Source organism: Pedococcus ginsenosidimutans (genome assembly GCF_039544395.1).
Lineage (GTDB): Bacteria > Actinomycetota > Actinomycetes > Actinomycetales > Dermatophilaceae > Pedococcus > Pedococcus ginsenosidimutans.
Window position 1 is genome coordinate 236492 of sequence record NZ_BAABLO010000001.1, and the last position, 15878, is coordinate 252369.

Here is a 15878-nt window from a genome sequence, read left to right on the forward strand (position 1 = left end):
CGCCGTACGCGAGCGGTCAGGGGGTGCGGCGGCGCAGGGTGAGGCTGCCGAGCACCAGCGAGGCGACCACCCAGACCAGGATGACGACGGCGTCGGCCAGGACGTCGCCGCCGGGGGCGGCGCTCGTCGTGACCACCTTCATGGCGTCCACGGCGTACGACAGGGGCAGCACGTCGGAGACGGGGCGCAGCAGGTCGGGGAGGCGGTCGCGGCCCACCAGCAGCCCGCACAGGAGGAACTGCGGCAGGACGAAGGCCGGCATGAACTGCACCGCCTGGAACTCGGTGCGCGCGAAGCCGCTCGCGAGCAGCCCCAGCGCCGACCCCAACAGGGCGTCGAGGACGGCGACGACCACGAGCTGCCACAGCGGTCCGGCCACGTCGAGCCCGCAGACCCAGACGGCGAAGGCAGTGGCCACCAGCGCCTGGAGGACGGCCATGACCCCGAAGGCAAGGGCGTAGCCGAGCATGAAGTCGCCCTTGCCCATGGGGGTGGTGAGCAGCCGTTCAAGCGTCCCCGAGGTGCGTTCGCGCAGGGTGGCCACGCTGGTCACGATGAACATGACCACGAACGGGAAGACACCGAGAAGGGGGGCGCCTAGACCGTCGAAGACCGGGGTGTCCTGGAAGATCCAGGCCAGAAGGCCGATGAGCACGCACGGGACCACGAGCATGAGCCCGATGGTGCGGTGGTCGGCCCGCAGCTGGGCCAGGACCCGGCCGGCGGTGACGAGGGTGCGGTGGACGTTCATCGGGCGGCCTCCTCGGCGCGGTCGATCAGGGCGAGGAACGCGCCCTCGGCGTCGGTGGCGCCGGTGCGCTCGAGCAGCTCCGGGAGTGTCGCGTCGGCCAGCACGCGGCCCTCGCGCAGGAGCAGCAACCGGTCGCACCGGGCGGCCTCGTCCATCACGTGGCTCGACACGAGCAGCGAACGGCCTTGCGCCGCAAGGCGGTCGAACAGCCCCCACAGGTCGCGACGGAGCACCGGGTCGAGCCCGACGGTGGGTTCGTCGAGGACGAGGAGCTCGGGGTCACCGACGAGGGCGGCGGCGAGCGACACCCTCGACCGCTGACCCCCGGAGAGCCGGCCGACCAGCGCGTCGGCGTGATCGGTGAGGTCGACGGCGGCGATGGCGTCGTCTGCCGAGGAGCTCGGGGCACCGAGCATCGCGGCGAAGTAGCGCACGTTGGCGCGCACGGACAGGTCGTCGTAGACGCTGGGGTCCTGCGTGACGTAGCCGATGCGGTGACGCAGCCCCGGCGACCCGGCGGGCTCCCCGAGCACCTGCACGCTGCCTGCGGCGACGACCTGCACCCCGACGACGGTGCGGATGAGGGTCGACTTCCCGCTGCCGCTGGGTCCGAGCAGGCCGACGACCTGACCTGACGGAACCACCACGCTGAGGTCCGGCAGGACGGTGCGGCCGCCGCGTTCGACCCTCAACCCCTCGATCTCGATGACGTTATTCATCATGCGATGAATAGTAGACCCGGGGGAGGGGGCGGACAAGGGTCGATGGTCAGTCGTCGGGGGCGAGGTACCCCTGCAGGGTCGGGCCGAGCATCACCGCGAGCTCGTCGTGGCTCGCGGCGACCACGGCGGGCAGCTCGACGATGTAGCGCATCACCGCCAGCCCGATCATCTGCGACGCCGCCAACCCCGCCCGCAGCTCGACCTGGTGCGTGGGGACCCGACCGCTCCCCGCTGACGCGGCCAGCTCCCGCACGACCCGGCCGAAGACCTCGCGGGTGAGGAACTCGCGCAGCATGAGGGTGGCCTCGTCGTGGGTCACCGCCGACCGCAGCAGCGCCTGGAACCGCTGCCTGCCCTCGTCGGAGTCCCACACCGACAGGAACGTCCGCACCAAGCTCTCCCCGACCTGGTCACGTGGGCCCTGCACGACCGCACCGATGAGGGCAGCCGGGTCGGCGGGGATGTCGAGCACCGCGGCGAACAGCTTGGCCTTGCCACCGAAGTAGTGGTGCACCAGCGCGGGATCCACCTCGGCACGGCGGGCGATGCCACGCACGGACGTGGCGTCATACCCCTGCTCGGCGAAGTCGGCACGCGCGGCGGTGAGGATGGCCGCACGGGTGTCGACGCCCCCCGGCCGGCGGCCGCGGGGGCTCACCGGGACTCGCCGACGGCGGTGACCGCGGTCGCCAGGTGGAGCCGGGCGAACGCGAGGGCCTCGGCGAGGTCGACCTCACGCTGCTCCGGGCCGAGCTTGCGGGTGCCCACCTCGACGACGACGGGGCCGTCGTAGCCCCACGTCGCCAGCATCTCGAGGAACTCCGCGCACGGCTGCAGGCCACGACCGGGTACGAGGTGCTCGTCCTTGACCGAGCCGAGGCCGTCGGCGAGGTGCACGTGGGCCAGGCGCGGGCCGAGCGTACGGGCCATCTCCATCGCGTCCGACCCGGCCGTGGCGGTGTGGGACAGGTCGAGGGTGACGTTGTCGTAGGCCTGGGGCACGGGGTCCCAGTGCGGCAGGTAGGCCTCGAACTCCCGCTGGCGGGCCCGCCACGGGAACATGTTCTCGACGGCGAGGGCGACCCCCGTCTCGTGCTCGCGCAGTGCCACCCCCTCGACGAACTCGCGGGCGTAGTCCTTCTGCCACCGGAACGGCGGGTGCAGCACCACGGTCGAGGCGCCCACCTCCTGGGCCAGCTCGATCGATTTGTCGACCTTCGTCCACGGGTCAGGTCCCCACACCCGCTGGGTCAGCAGCAGCGTCGGCGCGTGGATCGACACGATGGGCAGGCCGTGGAGGTCGCTGAGCGCCGAGAGGGCACCGGCCTCCTGCGTAACGGGGTCGGTCCACACCATGACCTCGACGCCGTCGTAGCCGAGCCGGGCGGCCATCGCGAAGGCTGCGGCGCAGTTGTCCGGGTAGACCGAGGCGGTCGACAGCGCCACCGTGGCACCGGGAACCGAGACCGCCGAGGGCATGGGGCCGAGCCTACCCACGGTCGCTGGGCGGGCACTGTGGGCGGGCGGCTGACCCATACCCCCGCCCGAAGTCCCAGACCTCGGGGCACGGAGACGCACCTTCGCCCGAAGTCCCAGACTTCGGGTCATGGAGGCGCACGTTCACCCGAAGTCCCAGACTTCGGGGGTATGGGGCGGGCGACGCCAGGAGGCGACGCCGCGAGGGTACGGACGGGCGAGGGTCAGCGCAGGGTGTCGAGCCGGTCGAGGATGACGCCCTCCCGCAGCGCCCACGGGCAGATGTCGAGGCGCTCGAGGTCGAGCAGGTCCATCGCCGCCTCGGCCACCAGCGCCCCGGCGAGCAGCTGGCGCGACCGGCCCGGGGACACCCCGGGGAGCTCCGCGCGACGGGCGGCCGTCAGCCCCGACAGCCGGCCCACCAGCCCACCGAGGGCCGCGCGCTCGAGGTGGCGCGCCGCGTACGGGCCCTCACTGCTCGGCGCGGCCCCCGTGATGCGGGCGAGGGAGCGCAAAGTCTTCGAGGTCCCCACGGCCCGGTCCGGCGGGCCTGCCTTGGTCAGCGGGCGCACCTCGCTGGCGAGCCGGACCCGTATGGCGCGGCGAGCCTCGCGCACCACCTCGGGGGACGGCGGGTCGCCGGGGAGCAGGTCGCGGGTGAGGCGTCCGGCCCCGAGCGGCAGGCTCACCGCCGCGTCCGGCTCCTCGTCCATGCCGGCGGCGAGCTCCAGCGACCCGCCACCGATGTCGACGACCATCAGGGTGCCGCTCGACCAGCCGAACCAGCGCCGCACCGCCAGGAACGTGAGGCGCGCCTCGTCCTCCCCCGTGAGCACCTGCAGGGCCTGACCGGTCTCGGCGTGCACCCGTGCGAGCACCTCGTCACCGTTCGGGGCCTCCCGGACGGCGCTGGTCACGAACGCCATGACCTGCTCGACACCCTGGTCCTCGGCCACCTCGAGGCACTGGGTGATGAACCCTGCGAGCGCCCGCTCCCCCGACCAGGAGATCAGGCCGTCGTCGGTCACGTGCTCGGAGAGCCGCAGCTCGATCTTGTGCGACGTCGCGGGCAGCGGCTGGGCACCCCGGTGCGCGTCGACGACGAGCAGGTGGACCGTGTTGGAACCGACGTCGACCACCCCGAGGCGCATGCGCACACGGTAGCGGCGCCACCCCGGTGGACCGCCGTTCCCGGGAGCGGGAGGGGACGTACCGGGACAGACTGGGTCCATGACAACCGCCTCGTCCCAGTTCCGGCTCGCCGACCGGCCCGGCGGGTCCGGGCCACGCCGCACGTGGCCGGTGACCGCGGGCGTCGTGCTGCTCGGGTGGTGCGTGCTCGCGTGGACGGTGTTCGGCGCAGCCATCAACACGGCCCCGTTCTTCGGCGACACGCCCTCGCGCAGCCAGTACGTCGAGTCGGGCATGGCCTGCCTGGCCGCCCTGCCGCCCGTGGCGCTGCTGCTCGTGGCGGGGCTGCTCGCGGGTTCGCGCTGGGGGCTGCTGGTGCTCGCCCTGCCCGCGGTGCTGCTCGTGCCGATGGGGCTGGACCTGCTCTCGAAGCCCGGCGACCCGGCGGACGCCTCGCCCGGGCGCGCGGTGCAGTTCTCCGACGTGTTCGCCGACCTCACCCGGCTCAGCTGGGCCGCGACCGCGGTGCTGCTGCTCGTCGTCGGGGGCATGCTCCTCGCACGGCGCCGCCGGGCGCGGGCCGGGACCTCCGTGGGCGTCAGCACGCCGTAGGGTTGCCGCGTGCCCGAAACACCGCTCGACACCCCCCGCCTCTGGGTGGAGTTCACCGACCCGGCCGACAGCAGCCAGCGGTTCCGGGTGGACCTCACCTGGCTGACGTCGAGCTGGACCTGCATCTTCGGCAGCGGCTGCCAGGGCATCTACGCCGACCGGCCCGACGACGGCTGCTGCACGCTCGGCGCCCACTTCACCGACGACGACGACGTCAAGCGCGTCAAGAAGGTGGTCAAGGAGCTCGGCGAGGACGAGTGGCAGCACCACCCCGGGACGACCGCGCTCTCCGCCTGGACCGAGCCCGAGGACGACGCCCTCAAGACCAAGGTCGTCGACGGCGCCTGCATCTTCCTCAACCGCCCCGGCTTCCCGGCCGGCGCCGGCTGCGCGCTCCACCAGCACGCCGTGCTGCACGGCAAGGAGCCCCACACGGTCAAGCCCGACGTGTGCTGGCAGCTGCCCATCCGCCGCACCTACCGCACCGTGGAGCTGCCCGACGGCTCCTCGTGGCAGGAGGTGACCATCACCGAGTACGACCGGCGCGGCTGGGGGCCCGGCGGGCACGACCTCGACTGGTACTGCTCCGGCAACCCCGAGGCGCACGTCGGCCGCGAGCCCGTCTTCCGCAGCAACCGTGGCGAGCTGGTCGAGCTCATGGGCGAGGAGGCGTACGCGGAGCTCGCGGTGCGCTGCGAGGCCCACCTGGCCAGCGTGAAGGCCGCGCGGAACGCCTACTCCCGCAAGATGCTCCCGCTCATGGTCCACCCGGCGACGCTGGCCGCGCAGGAGGGCCGCAGGCGCCGGTGAACGAGCCGACCGCAGCCCGGCCCACGCCGACGCGCAGCCCCAACATCTGGGACTCTCCCGACGTCTACGAGGTCGAGAACCTCGGTGCCGACCGCGACGGCGTCATCGAGGCCGCCATGGCCCGGCTGCACCCGTTCGAGGGCGCCGACCTGCTCGACGTGGGGTGCGGCACGGGGTTCCACCTGCCGCGCTTCGTCGAGCTCGGCTGCGCGAGCGTGGTGGGCGTGGAGCCCCACCCACCCCTGCTCGCTGCGGCGCGGCAGCGCACCGCCGGTGTGGAGCGGGTGCGGGTCGAGGAGGGCGTCGCCCAGGCCCTGCCGCTCGGGGACGGTGCCGTCGACGTCGCCCATGCCCGCTGGGCCTACTTCTTCGGTGCCGGGTGCGAGCCCGGCCTGCGCGAGCTCGAGCGGGTCGTGCGCCCCGGCGGGACGGCGTTCGTCATCGACAACGACGCCACCCGCTCGACGTTCGGGCGCTGGTTCGCCCGGGCCAACCCGTCCTACGACCCCGTCGCCGTCGAGCGGTTCTGGGGTCGCCAGGGCTGGTCCCGTGAGGCGCTGACCATCCGGTGGGAGTTCGACCGCCGCGAGGACCTCGAGGCGGTCGTGCGCATCGAGTTCCCGGACACCGCGGCCGAGGGCATCCTCGCCGAGCACCCGGGCACGGGTGTCGACTACGCCGTCAACCTCTGGTGGCGCCGCTTCTGAGTCCGGCGCAGGATGTGGGGCACCGCAACCAACGGAGGTTCGCATGACTGGACACATCGCCAGGGCGCAGACCGAGGTCGCCGCAGACCGGGAGCGCGTGTGGGAGGCCCTCACCGACCCCGAGCAGGTCGCCCGCTACATGATGGGCACCCGGGTGGAGACCGACTGGGCGGTCGGCAGCCCGATCACCTGGTCCGGCGAGATGGACGGCAAGCCCTACGAGGACAAGGGCGAGGTGCTGAGGGCCGACCCGGGATGGGTCCTGGAAGTGACCCACTACAGCCCCCTCATGGGCCAGGAGGACCGGCCGGAGAACTACCACACGGTCCGCTACGAGCTGGCGTCGTCCGAGGATGGCGGGACGGTCGTGACGCTCAGCCAGGACGGCTGCTCCGACGAGCAGCAGGCCGAGCAGTTCTCGCAGAGCTGGCAGGGCATGCTCGACGAGCTGAAGAAGGTCGTCGAGCCGTCCTGACGAACCGGTCCCTCGGACGGGCGTCGACGGGCCGGGGCGTCCCTGTCGGGGGCGCCCCGTAGGTTGTCGCCATGGCAACCAAGGCGTCGACCCGGGCGAGCGGCTACCGCTGCAGCGAGTGCGGCTGGACCGCCGCCAAGTGGGTGGGTCGCTGCGGCGAGTGCCAGTCCTGGGGCACCGTCGCCGAGGTCGGCGCGGTGACCGTGCGCACCACGGCAGCAGCCCGGGTGGAGCGTCCCGCACTGCCCATCGGCGACGTCGACGTTCGCCGCGCCGAGGCCAGGTCGACCGGCGTCGACGAGTTCGACCGCGTCCTCGGCGGTGGGCTCGTGCCCGGCGCGGTGGTCCTCGTGGCCGGCGAGCCCGGCATCGGCAAGTCCACCCTGCTGCTCGACGTCGCTGCGCGCGCGGCCAGGTCCGGCAGCGGCCGCAAGGTCCTCTACGTCAGCGGGGAGGAGTCGGCGGCGCAGGTGCGCATGCGCGCCGAGCGCATCGAGGCCATGGCGACCTCGCTCTTCCTGGCCTCCGAGACCGACCTCGCCACCGTGCTCGGCCAGATCGCGGCCATCGAGCCCGACCTCGTGGTCGTCGACTCGGTGCAGACCATCTCCAGCGGCGACATCGAGGGCTCCGCGGGCAACGTCAGCCAGGTGCGTGAGGTCGCCGCGTCGGTGATCCAGGTCGCCAAGTCGCGCGGCATCGCCACCCTGCTCGTCGGCCACGTCACGAAGGACGGCTCGATCGCCGGCCCGCGCGTGCTCGAGCACCTCGTCGACGTCGTCGTGCAGTTCGAGGGCGACCGCCACTCCCAGCTGCGGCTCGTGCGCGCGGTGAAGAACCGCTACGGCCCCACCGACGAGGTGGGCTGCTTCGAGCTGAGCGACACGGGCATCACCGGGCTCGCCGACCCCAGCGGGCTGTTCCTGTCACGCAGCACCCTCACCGTCCCCGGCACCTGCGTGACCGTGACCCTCGAGGGACGTCGGCCCCTCATGACCGAGGTGCAGGCGCTGGTCGCCAAGAGCGAGATCCCCACGCCCCGCCGTGCCACCAGCGGCCTCGACTCCGCCCGCGTCGCCATGATCATCGCGGTCCTGGCCAAGCGGGCCGGGGCGCCGATCGGCAGCTCGGACGTCTACCTGTCGACCGTGGGCGGCGTGCGGCTCACCGAGCCCGCCTCCGACCTCGCCATCGCGCTGGCCGTCGCGAGCTCGGTGATGGACCGCCCCCTCGTCGAGCGCTCCATCGCCTTCGGCGAGCTCGGGCTCGCCGGCGAGCTCCGCCCGGTGGGCGGCATACCCCGTCGCCTCGCCGAGGCCGCGCGGCTGGGGTTCCGCACCGCCTACGTCCCCTCGGGCGTGCTGAGCCAGGGCCAGGTGCCCACCGGCATGCACGTCGTGGAGTGTCCCGACATCCGTGGTGCGGTGCACTCCGCGCTGCAGCCTGCGCACGGTTAGACTCGCGCCAGACCGGACCGGCGGCACACCAAGGGGACTGAGACGTGGATCTTCGCGAGGACGATGCGCTTCGCGCCACCCTCGCCGCAGTGGCGCCCGGCACCGAGCTGAGGGACGGCCTCGAGCGCATCCTGCGCGGCCGCACCGGTGCCCTGATCGTCCTCGGCCATGACCGCACCGTGGAGAGCCTCGCGACGGGCGGCTTCCCGCTCGACGTCGAGTTCTCCGCCACGAGGTTGCGCGAGCTCGCCAAGATGGACGGCGCCATCGTCGTCGACCGCGAGGTGTCGCGGATCCTGCGCGCGGCGACCCAGCTCGTCCCCGACCCCTCGATCGAGACGAGCGAGTCCGGCACCCGGCACCGCACGGCCGAGCGCGTCGCCAAGCAGACCGGGTACCCCGTGGTGTCGGTCAGCCAGTCGATGCGCATCGTCGCCCTCTACGTCGACGGCCGCCGTCACGTGCTCGAGGACTCCAGCGCGATCCTGTCGCGCGCCAACCAGGCACTGCAGACCCTCGAGCGCTACAAGTCCCGCCTCGACGAGGTCACTGGCACCCTGTCGGCCCTCGAGATCGAGGACCTCGTCACCGTCCGCGACGTCGCCAGCGTGCTGCAGCGCCTGGAGATGGTCCGCCGGATCCGCGACGAGATCTCCGGCTACGTCGTCGAGCTCGGCGTCGACGGCCGCCTGCTGACCCTCCAGCTCGAGGAGCTCACCGGCGGCCTCGGCAACGACCGCGAGCTCGTCATCCGCGACTACCTGCCGGTGACCCGCGCGGGCCTGCAGCTCGACGAGGCGATGGCCGCGCTCGAGGAGCTCACCTCCACCGAGCTGCTCGACCTCTCCGCCGGCGCCAAGGCGGTCGGATTCGCCATCGGCGGCGACGCCCTCGACTCGGCCGTGAGCCCGTGCGGCTACCGCCTGCTCAGCAAGGTGCCGCGGCTTCCTGGCGCCATCGTCGACCGGCTCGTCGACCACTTCGGGAGCCTGCAGAAGCTGCTCGCCGCCAACCTCGAGGAGCTCATGGACGTCGAGGGGGTCGGCGAGGGCCGCGCCCGCGCCGTCCGCGAGGGCCTGTCGCGCCTCGCCGAGTCGAGCATCCTCGAACGCTACGTGTGAGCAGCCGGGCCGCCACCGAGCGGCTGCACGAGCGGGTGCTGGAGTGGTACTCCACCGCCGCGCGTGACCTGCCGTGGCGCACCGACGACGCCACGCCCTGGGGCATCTTCGTCTCGGAGGTCATGCTGCAGCAGACCCCGGTGGCGCGTGTCCTGCCGGTCTGGGTGGAGTGGATGCGGCGCTGGCCCACCCCCACCGACCTCGCTGCGCAGCCCCCGGGTGAGGCCGTGCGGGCCTGGGGCCGGCTCGGCTACCCACGACGTGCCCTGCGCCTGCACGCGGCTGCCGTCGCCATCACCGAGAGGTTCGACGGCGCCGTCCCCAGCACCGAGGCCGAGCTCTCCACGCTGCCCGGTGTCGGCACCTACACCGCTGCGGCCGTGGCGACCTTCGCGTTCGGCGAGCGCACCACCGTGGTCGACACCAACGTCCGGCGCGTGCTGGCGCGTGCCGTGACCGGTGACGCGTACGCCGCCCCGTCGCCGACCCGCGCCGAGCTGGAGACCGCAGCCGCCCTCGTGCCCCTGGAGGCCGACCGGGCGCGCACGTGGAGCGTCGCCGTGATGGAGCTCGGTGCCCTGGTGTGCAGCTCGCGCAGCCCGCGCTGCGACGCCTGCCCCATCCGGGCACTGTGCGCCTGGCGGCTCGCGGGCAGCCCGGCCCACGAGGGGCCGCCTCGGCGCGGACAGGCCTGGGAGGGCACCGATCGCCAGATGCGTGGCGCCCTGCTGCGGGTCCTGCGCGAGAGCGACGGACCCGTGTCGCGCGAACGCATCGAGGCGGTGTCCTCCCTTGCCCTGCAGCGCGAGCGCTGCCTCGACTCGCTCGTCGCCGACGGACTCGTCGAGCCGCTCGCGCGTGGGTTCTACCAGCTGCCCGGGGCGCGGGAGGCGAGCTGAGGTGAGTGCGCCGGACCCCGGTGCCGGTCCCGACCGGACGCACGGCGCCGCCCGGCGCGCAGGCTCGGTACTGCGCCGTGGCGCCTCCGCGACCGGGCGCGCCATCGGGCACGGCACCGTGGCCGGGGCCCGGCTCGCCGGGAGGGGCAGCCGCGCCGGTGCCCGCCGGGCGCGCGCCTACACCAGCTCCTCCGGTGCCGGCGAGAGCGGGCTGGCCCGGATCATCGAGCTCCACTTCGTCAACCTCGCCGGCGACGCGGCCCTGACCGTCAGCCTGGCCGGCACCATCTTCGCCATCCCCACCGACGAGGCCCGCGGGCAGGTGGCGCAGTTCCTCGCCCTGACGATGGCACCGTTCGCGCTGCTCGCCCCGTTCATCGGCCCGCTGCTCGACCGGTTCCGCCACGGTCGACGCTGGGCGATCGGCACCACCCTCGCCCTCAGGGCCTTCCTGTGCTGGGTGCTGGCCGGTGCCGTCGTCGACGGGTCGGCCTGGCTCTTCCCCGCCGCGCTGGGCTGCCTCGTCGCGTCCAAGGCGTACGGCGTCACGCGCGCCTCGGCGGTGCCGCGGCTGCTGCCGCCCGGGTTCAGCCTGGTCAACGCCAACTCCCGCAACGCCCTCGCGGGGGTCGCCGGCATGGCGGTCGGCGGTGGGCTCGCGGGTGCCGCGGCCAAGGTGGGTCCGGAGTGGTCGCTGCGACTGGCGTTCCTCATCTACGTCGTGGGCACGGTCCTGGCCATCCGGCTGCCGTCGCGGGTGGACTCCAGCAGCGGCGAGCTCGACATCGAGGACACCGGCCCGGTGCCCGTGCCCCGTCGCGACAGCGGCGACCGCGTAGGCCTGGTCCACCGGCTGCGGTCGCGGGTGGCTGCGCTGCCGACCGCCGTGCTGGTGGCCCTGTGGAGCGCCGTCGGGGCCCGGTTGCTCACCGGGTTCCTGACCCTGTTCATGGCCTTCCTCATGCGCGAGCACCCGATCCCGGGGCACAGCGGCACCGTGGTGCTCGGCCTGGTCGTCGGCGCGGCGGGTGCCGGCAACGCCCTGGGGACCGTCATCGGCAACGCCCTTCGCCGGCTGCGACCCGATGTCATCATCGCCGTCGCCCTCATCGCCGACGTCCTGGCAGCGCTCGCCGCGGCCTTCTTCTACTCCCTGGGCACGCTGCTCGTCCTCGGCCTCACCGCCGGGCTGGCGGCCCAGCTCATCAAGCTCAGCAGCGACGCGGTCGTGCAGCGCGACATCGAGGAGTCCGTGCGCACCCGCGTCTTTGCCTGGTCCGAGACGGTGCTGCAGATCGCGTGGGTGGTGGGGGGTGGCATCGGCATCGGTCTGCCCCTGGTCCCCCAGCTCGGGTTCGGGGTCATCTCGGCCCTGCTGGTGGTGGTGCTGGGGGTCTCGGTCCGGATCCGCATGGCCCGGCCGGGGCTGTCGGAACGGACAGCAGCGGTCCGGGGGAAGGCCTAGCGGGCGTGCCACCGTCGTCGGGCGCGACCGCGGCCGCCGGGGTCAGAGGGTGCGCAGCATCCTGGTGTTGCCGAGGGTGTTGGGCTTGACCCGCTCGAGGTCGAGGAACTCGGCCACGCCCTCGTCGTAGGAACGCACGAGCTCGGCGTAGACCTCCGGCTCGACGGCTTGGCCCTCGATGACCTCGAAACCGTGCCGCGCGAAGAAGTCGACCTCGAAGGTCAGGCAGAACAACCGCTCGACGCCGAGCTCGCGGGCGTCCTGCACGAGTGCCTCGAGCAGGCGCGAGCCGACGCCGCGGCCCTTCGCCTCGGGGCTCACCGCGAGGGTGCGGATCTCGGCGAGGTCCTCCCACATGACGTGCAGCGCCCCGAAGCCGACGACCCGGCCGTCGACCTCCCCGACCCGGAACTGCTGGACCGCCTCGTAGTAGGTGACCGCGTCCTTGGAGACGAGCACCCGGGACTCCGCATGGGGTCGGACGATGTCGCGGATGGTGCGGATGTCGCTGGTCCTGGCGCGCCGGACGACGACGCCGCCCGCGGCCTCAGGCACCGAGGCGCCCGTCCTTCATGTCGGCGAAGGTGCTGTGCGCCTGGCTGCCCAGCAGCACCACGGACTGTCCCTCGCGCGTGCCGATGGCGCCGGGCACGACCTTATTGGACACCTTGGCGGCATCGCTGAGGTAGAGGCCCGCGCACAGGTTGAGCACCTCCGCGGGGGTCAGGCTGGTGGCGAGGTGGGGGCCCATGAGGCCGAGGAGCCGGGCCAGCTGGGCCGGTCCGAGCTTCTGGGCCATGACCATGCCGGCCTTGATGAGCTCGCCCTGGTTGGCCGAGCGCCCGAAGTCGCCGTTGGGCAGGTGCTTGCGCTCCCGTGCCAGGGCGAGCGCCGTCTTGGACGTCAGCTTGTTGGTGCCGGCCTTGACGATCTGGAAGTTGTCGACGCTGCGCAGCGAGTGCTTGGCGACGAAGATGATGCCGCCGAGGCTGTCGACCATCCCGCGGAAGCCCTTGAACCCGGTGATGACGTAGCCGTCGATCTGCACGCCGGACGCCTGCTCGATGGTGCGCACCAGGGCCTTGGGCCCGCCGAAGACCAGGGCGGCATTGACCTTGGCGTTGCCGCCCGTCGAGAGGGGCACCCACGAGTCACGCGGGATGCCCACCATCCCGCCGACACCCTTGTGGTCGACGCCGATGATGTGCAGCGCGTCGCCGCGGCACTTCTCCACGGGCTGTCCGGTGCGTGCGTCCGAGCCGACCGCCAGCACCCGCATCGTCGGGAACGGGGGGCGGTAGACGGAGAGCGAGGGCCACCAGCCCCCGACGACCGACCAGGACGAGGCGCCGTTGACGAGCAGCGTGACGTCCTTGCCGTGCACGACGCTGGCGACGGTCGAACCCATCCACTTGCCCGTCGTGCCACTGACGGCCACCGAGGTCTTCGCCGTCCTGCGCTTCGAAAGGGCCGAGGCCACGTTCCCGGTCGCGGGCACCTTGCCCCCGAGGTAGAGCGCACCCATCACGGCGAGCAGGTCCTTCGGCAGCCCCTTGCCGGTCACGGCGGCCTTCGGCGGCGCCGGCGCGGTGGTGGTGGTCGTGGAGGACGACGAGCTGGACGGTGTCGCCGGCTTCTTCTTGTCGCCCGAGCAGGCGGCGACGGTCAGGGGCGCCGCGACCAGCCCGAGGAGCATGGAGCGGCGGGGCAGCGAGGACGGCAGCGAGAAGCGAGGTGAGGTGGGGGCCACGGTCACCAATCTACGACGCGAGGCGCGGTGCGCCGTACACCGTCGTGCTGCCCGGGCGCGTCCGCTGGGCCCGGTGCCGGGACAGGACGCAGGCCCGAAACCCCGTGGGTTCGGGCCTGCGTCGTGGTGCGACCGCCTCCCTGCTCGGGCGGCGCACCGCTCACACCGCGGTCACCTGCGGCTGGTGACGTACAGCGGCTGGCTCTGCACGTTGAGCGTGCCCATCTTCACGTCGGCTGCCTTCTTCAGGCTCTTGTCGGTGATGCGCAGGGTGTCGAACCCCTTGCCGAGGTCCGAGGAGAAGACCGTCCCGTTGTAGTAGTAGGACGACCACGTGCCGCCGCCACCACCGGCGGGCCCGGCGGGTCCGCGCTCGAAGTAGCCGATCTCCCGCGGGTTGTCGCTGTCGGTGAAGTCCCAGAAGCTGGTGCCACCCATGTACCAGGACTGCACCATGACGTCGCGGCCCTTGAGCGGGATCAGCGAGCCGTTGTGCGCGACGCAGTTCTCACTGTCGAACTGGTGCCGCGGGATCTTGTAATAGGACCGGAAGGTGAGCTTGCGGTCCTTGCCCAGGTCGTAGATGCCGTTGGCACCGCGGTTGGGGCCGGTGGCCGTGTTGCAGGTGGCCGCGCCGCCGCCGCCGAGCTCGTCGGTGAAGACGACCTTCGTCGCGTCGGTGTTGAACGTCGCCGAGTGCCAGAACGCGAAGTTGGTCGTGTCGCGCACGCGCTCGACGACCTTGGGGGCGACCGGGTCGGAGATGTCCATGATGATGCCGTCGCCCATGCAGGCGCCTGCGGCGATCTTCTTGGCGGGGAAGACGGTGATGTCGTGGCAGCCGGAGGTATTGGTGTAGCCACCGTCCGGGAACAGGTTCGGCTCCGCGACGACCGAGGCGGTGGTCGGCGCCTTCTTCGGCACCTCGACGATGGAGATCGAGTCGTGCGGCGGGGCGCAGTCGGGGTACGTCTCGCTCGGCGAGTAGCTCGACACGTACAGGTAGTCCGACTTCTCGCCGGGCAGGAGGGTGTGGGTGTGCGAGCCGCACGCGGTCTCGACGGACTTGATGTAGCGCGGGTTGCGCACGTCGGTGATGTCGAAGATCTTGATGCCCTCCCACGACGACTTGATGGTCGCGGACTGCGGGACTGAGCTGCACGAGTCGTCGGACCGGGAGGAGTCCGTCGACACGTAGAGCAGGTTGCCCGAGACGCTGATGTCGTTCTGCGAGCCCGGGCAGCTGACCTGGGCCACCATCCGCGGGTTCGACGGCCGGGTCACGTCGTAGATGACGAACCCGTTGTAGTTGCCGACGAAGGCGAGGCCGTCCTTGAAGGCCATGTCGGTGCCCGTGGCGCCCGCGAGCGGGCCGCTGCTCGGGACGTTGGCGAGGTGTTCGACGTTCTTGCTGCGCCCGATCTCGTCCGGTCCCAGCTGGGTGCCGGACTTGCCGACCCCGTCGGCGGCGTGGGCCGCGGTGGCGGGGACGACCAGGGCGAGCGCAGCGACGGTGCCCAGCACCGCGTGGCGCGTTCTCATCAGACAGGCTCCTGTCGTGGTGCCGTCAGCTCCGGCACCCCTTCAGTGCCGTAGTCCCGACGGTCCTTCCACCCTGCCCAGACGTCGACCTGCCCCACAAGACCGGCTTGTCCCGTTTCCGGTAAAAACTTCCGGTTAGGGTGCGGGGGTGCGAACTCTTCTCCGCTCCCACCCCGGGCGCCGGGCCGCGGGGCCGGCGGCCACCACGGTCGCGGCGCTGGGCACGGTCGTGGTCCTGGCCCTCTCGGGCTGCACGGACGACACCTCCTCCCCCGCGTCCACGGCCACGTCGCCGACGGCGCCCGTGCTCCGGCCCGGCAGACCCGGTGAGCCCAACGCCTCGCTGTCCGGGTCGGCCGCCCTGCCGTCCAGGACCGCCGCCCCGCGGGAGGCCGACGTGCGCTTCATGCAGGACATGGTGGTCCACCACGCCCAGGCCATCGTCATGGTCTCGTTGGTGCAGGACCGCCTCGTCGACACCGAGGTCAAGGCGCTCGCTGCCCGCATCGCCGACGAGCAGCGGCCGGAGATCGGCGCCATGGCCCGCTGGCTCGAGGACCACGGCCAGGACGTGCCCCCGCAGGCCAAGGACCCGCAGTACGGCGCCGGCGCCTCCCACGAGCACACCGGCATGCCGGGCATGGCGACACAGGCGCAGCTGGCCCAGCTCGCCAAGGCCACCGGCAGCGAGGCGGACCGGATGTGGTTGCGGCTCATGACCGCCCACCACCAGGGCGCGCTGGCGATGGTGGTGCAGCAGCACCGCGACGGCACCGACGACGTCGTCACGCAGATGGGCGACGAGATCCACGTGACCCAGTCCGTGCAGATCCGGGCCATGCGCGAGATGCTCGACCGCCTGGGCTGACCCACACCCACCGACGCGAGAGGGCGGCACCCCGGCTGGGGTGCCGCCCTCTGGCGTTGCGGTACGGCGCGCGGTCACCCGCGCGCCGTACG

The 15878-nt window shown here is 72.6% G+C and carries 17 protein-coding genes; 9 read left to right on the forward strand and 8 right to left on the reverse strand.

Annotated features, from left to right (window positions below; all coding sequences use genetic code 11):
* Positions 1–16 precede the first annotated feature (16 nt).
* The 5 genes from ABEA42_RS01215 to ABEA42_RS01235 all read right to left on the reverse strand — a co-directional run bounded on the left by ABEA42_RS01215 (position 17) and on the right by ABEA42_RS01235 (position 4100).
* Entirely contained in the window at positions 17–751 is a 735-nt protein-coding gene (locus tag ABEA42_RS01215) for an ABC transporter permease (protein ID WP_345500587.1), read from the reverse strand.
* Positions 748–1473, reverse strand: a complete 726-nt coding sequence (locus ABEA42_RS01220; protein WP_345500589.1) for an ABC transporter ATP-binding protein — start codon at positions 1471–1473, stop codon at positions 748–750. Before ABEA42_RS01220 ends, ABEA42_RS01215 begins: the two co-directional genes overlap by 4 nt.
* A gap of 46 nt (positions 1474–1519) precedes the next feature.
* Positions 1520–2131: a TetR/AcrR family transcriptional regulator gene (locus ABEA42_RS01225; protein WP_345500590.1), complete on the reverse strand. Its 612-nt coding sequence runs from the start codon at positions 2129–2131 to the stop codon at positions 1520–1522.
* Positions 2128–2952 (reverse strand): sugar phosphate isomerase/epimerase family protein, encoded by an 825-nt coding sequence (locus ABEA42_RS01230; RefSeq protein ID WP_345500591.1) that lies wholly within the window; start codon positions 2950–2952, stop codon positions 2128–2130. Before ABEA42_RS01230 ends, ABEA42_RS01225 begins: the two co-directional genes overlap by 4 nt.
* A gap of 221 nt (positions 2953–3173) precedes the next feature.
* Positions 3174–4100, reverse strand: a complete 927-nt coding sequence (locus ABEA42_RS01235) for a Ppx/GppA family phosphatase (RefSeq protein ID WP_345500592.1) — start codon at positions 4098–4100, stop codon at positions 3174–3176.
* 79 nt (positions 4101–4179) lie between these two features.
* Between ABEA42_RS01235 and ABEA42_RS01240 the strand changes: the two genes are divergently transcribed.
* The 8 genes from ABEA42_RS01240 (at position 4180) to ABEA42_RS01275 (ending at position 11626) form a co-directional block, all read left to right on the forward strand.
* Positions 4180–4692, forward strand: a complete 513-nt coding sequence (locus tag ABEA42_RS01240; RefSeq protein WP_345500594.1) for a hypothetical protein — start codon at positions 4180–4182, stop codon at positions 4690–4692.
* Positions 4693–4701: 9 nt separating this feature from the next.
* Positions 4702–5502 carry a hypothetical protein gene (locus tag ABEA42_RS01245; RefSeq protein ID WP_345500596.1) on the forward strand — a complete coding sequence of 267 codons (801 nt, stop codon included), beginning with the start codon at positions 4702–4704 and terminating at the stop codon, positions 5500–5502.
* A complete protein-coding gene (locus ABEA42_RS01250) occupies positions 5499–6209 on the forward strand; it encodes a class I SAM-dependent methyltransferase (protein ID WP_345500598.1) in 711 nt (236 codons plus the stop codon). Before ABEA42_RS01245 ends, ABEA42_RS01250 begins: the two co-directional genes overlap by 4 nt.
* Before the next feature lie 43 nt (positions 6210–6252).
* Positions 6253–6684, forward strand: coding sequence for an SRPBCC family protein (locus ABEA42_RS01255; protein ID WP_345500600.1), 432 nt, complete (start codon positions 6253–6255; stop codon positions 6682–6684).
* A gap of 71 nt (positions 6685–6755) precedes the next feature.
* Positions 6756–8141 carry a DNA repair protein RadA gene (radA, locus tag ABEA42_RS01260; protein WP_345500602.1) on the forward strand — a complete coding sequence of 462 codons (1386 nt, stop codon included), beginning with the start codon at positions 6756–6758 and terminating at the stop codon, positions 8139–8141.
* 44 nt (positions 8142–8185) lie between these two features.
* Entirely contained in the window at positions 8186–9262 is a 1077-nt protein-coding gene (disA, locus tag ABEA42_RS01265) for a DNA integrity scanning diadenylate cyclase DisA (protein ID WP_345500603.1), read from the forward strand.
* Entirely contained in the window at positions 9259–10161 is a 903-nt protein-coding gene (locus ABEA42_RS01270) for an HhH-GPD family protein (protein ID WP_345500605.1), read from the forward strand. Before disA ends, ABEA42_RS01270 begins: the two co-directional genes overlap by 4 nt.
* A 1-nt stretch (position 10162) precedes the next feature.
* The gene (locus ABEA42_RS01275) at positions 10163–11626 is read left to right on the forward strand and encodes an MFS transporter (protein ID WP_345500607.1); all 1464 of its coding nucleotides are present in this window, start codon (positions 10163–10165) and stop codon (positions 11624–11626) included.
* A 42-nt stretch (positions 11627–11668) separates the two neighbouring features.
* Here ABEA42_RS01275 and ABEA42_RS01280 read toward each other — a convergent pair whose 3' ends face one another.
* From ABEA42_RS01280 to ABEA42_RS01290, 3 genes are all read right to left on the reverse strand, one after another.
* Entirely contained in the window at positions 11669–12181 is a 513-nt protein-coding gene (locus ABEA42_RS01280) for an amino-acid N-acetyltransferase (RefSeq protein ID WP_345500609.1), read from the reverse strand.
* Positions 12174–13376 (reverse strand): LCP family protein, encoded by a 1203-nt coding sequence (locus tag ABEA42_RS01285; RefSeq protein WP_345500610.1) that lies wholly within the window; start codon positions 13374–13376, stop codon positions 12174–12176. The genes ABEA42_RS01280 and ABEA42_RS01285 overlap by 8 nt, the downstream gene beginning before the upstream one ends.
* A gap of 171 nt (positions 13377–13547) precedes the next feature.
* Positions 13548–14918: an LVIVD repeat-containing protein gene (locus tag ABEA42_RS01290; RefSeq protein WP_345500611.1), complete on the reverse strand. Its 1371-nt coding sequence runs from the start codon at positions 14916–14918 to the stop codon at positions 13548–13550.
* Positions 14919–15066: 148 nt separating this feature from the next.
* On the opposite strand from ABEA42_RS01290, the gene ABEA42_RS01295 reads away from it, so the two are divergent.
* Positions 15067–15786 (forward strand): DUF305 domain-containing protein, encoded by a 720-nt coding sequence (locus tag ABEA42_RS01295; RefSeq protein ID WP_345500613.1) that lies wholly within the window; start codon positions 15067–15069, stop codon positions 15784–15786.
* The last annotated feature ends 92 nt before the right edge of the window (positions 15787–15878 follow it).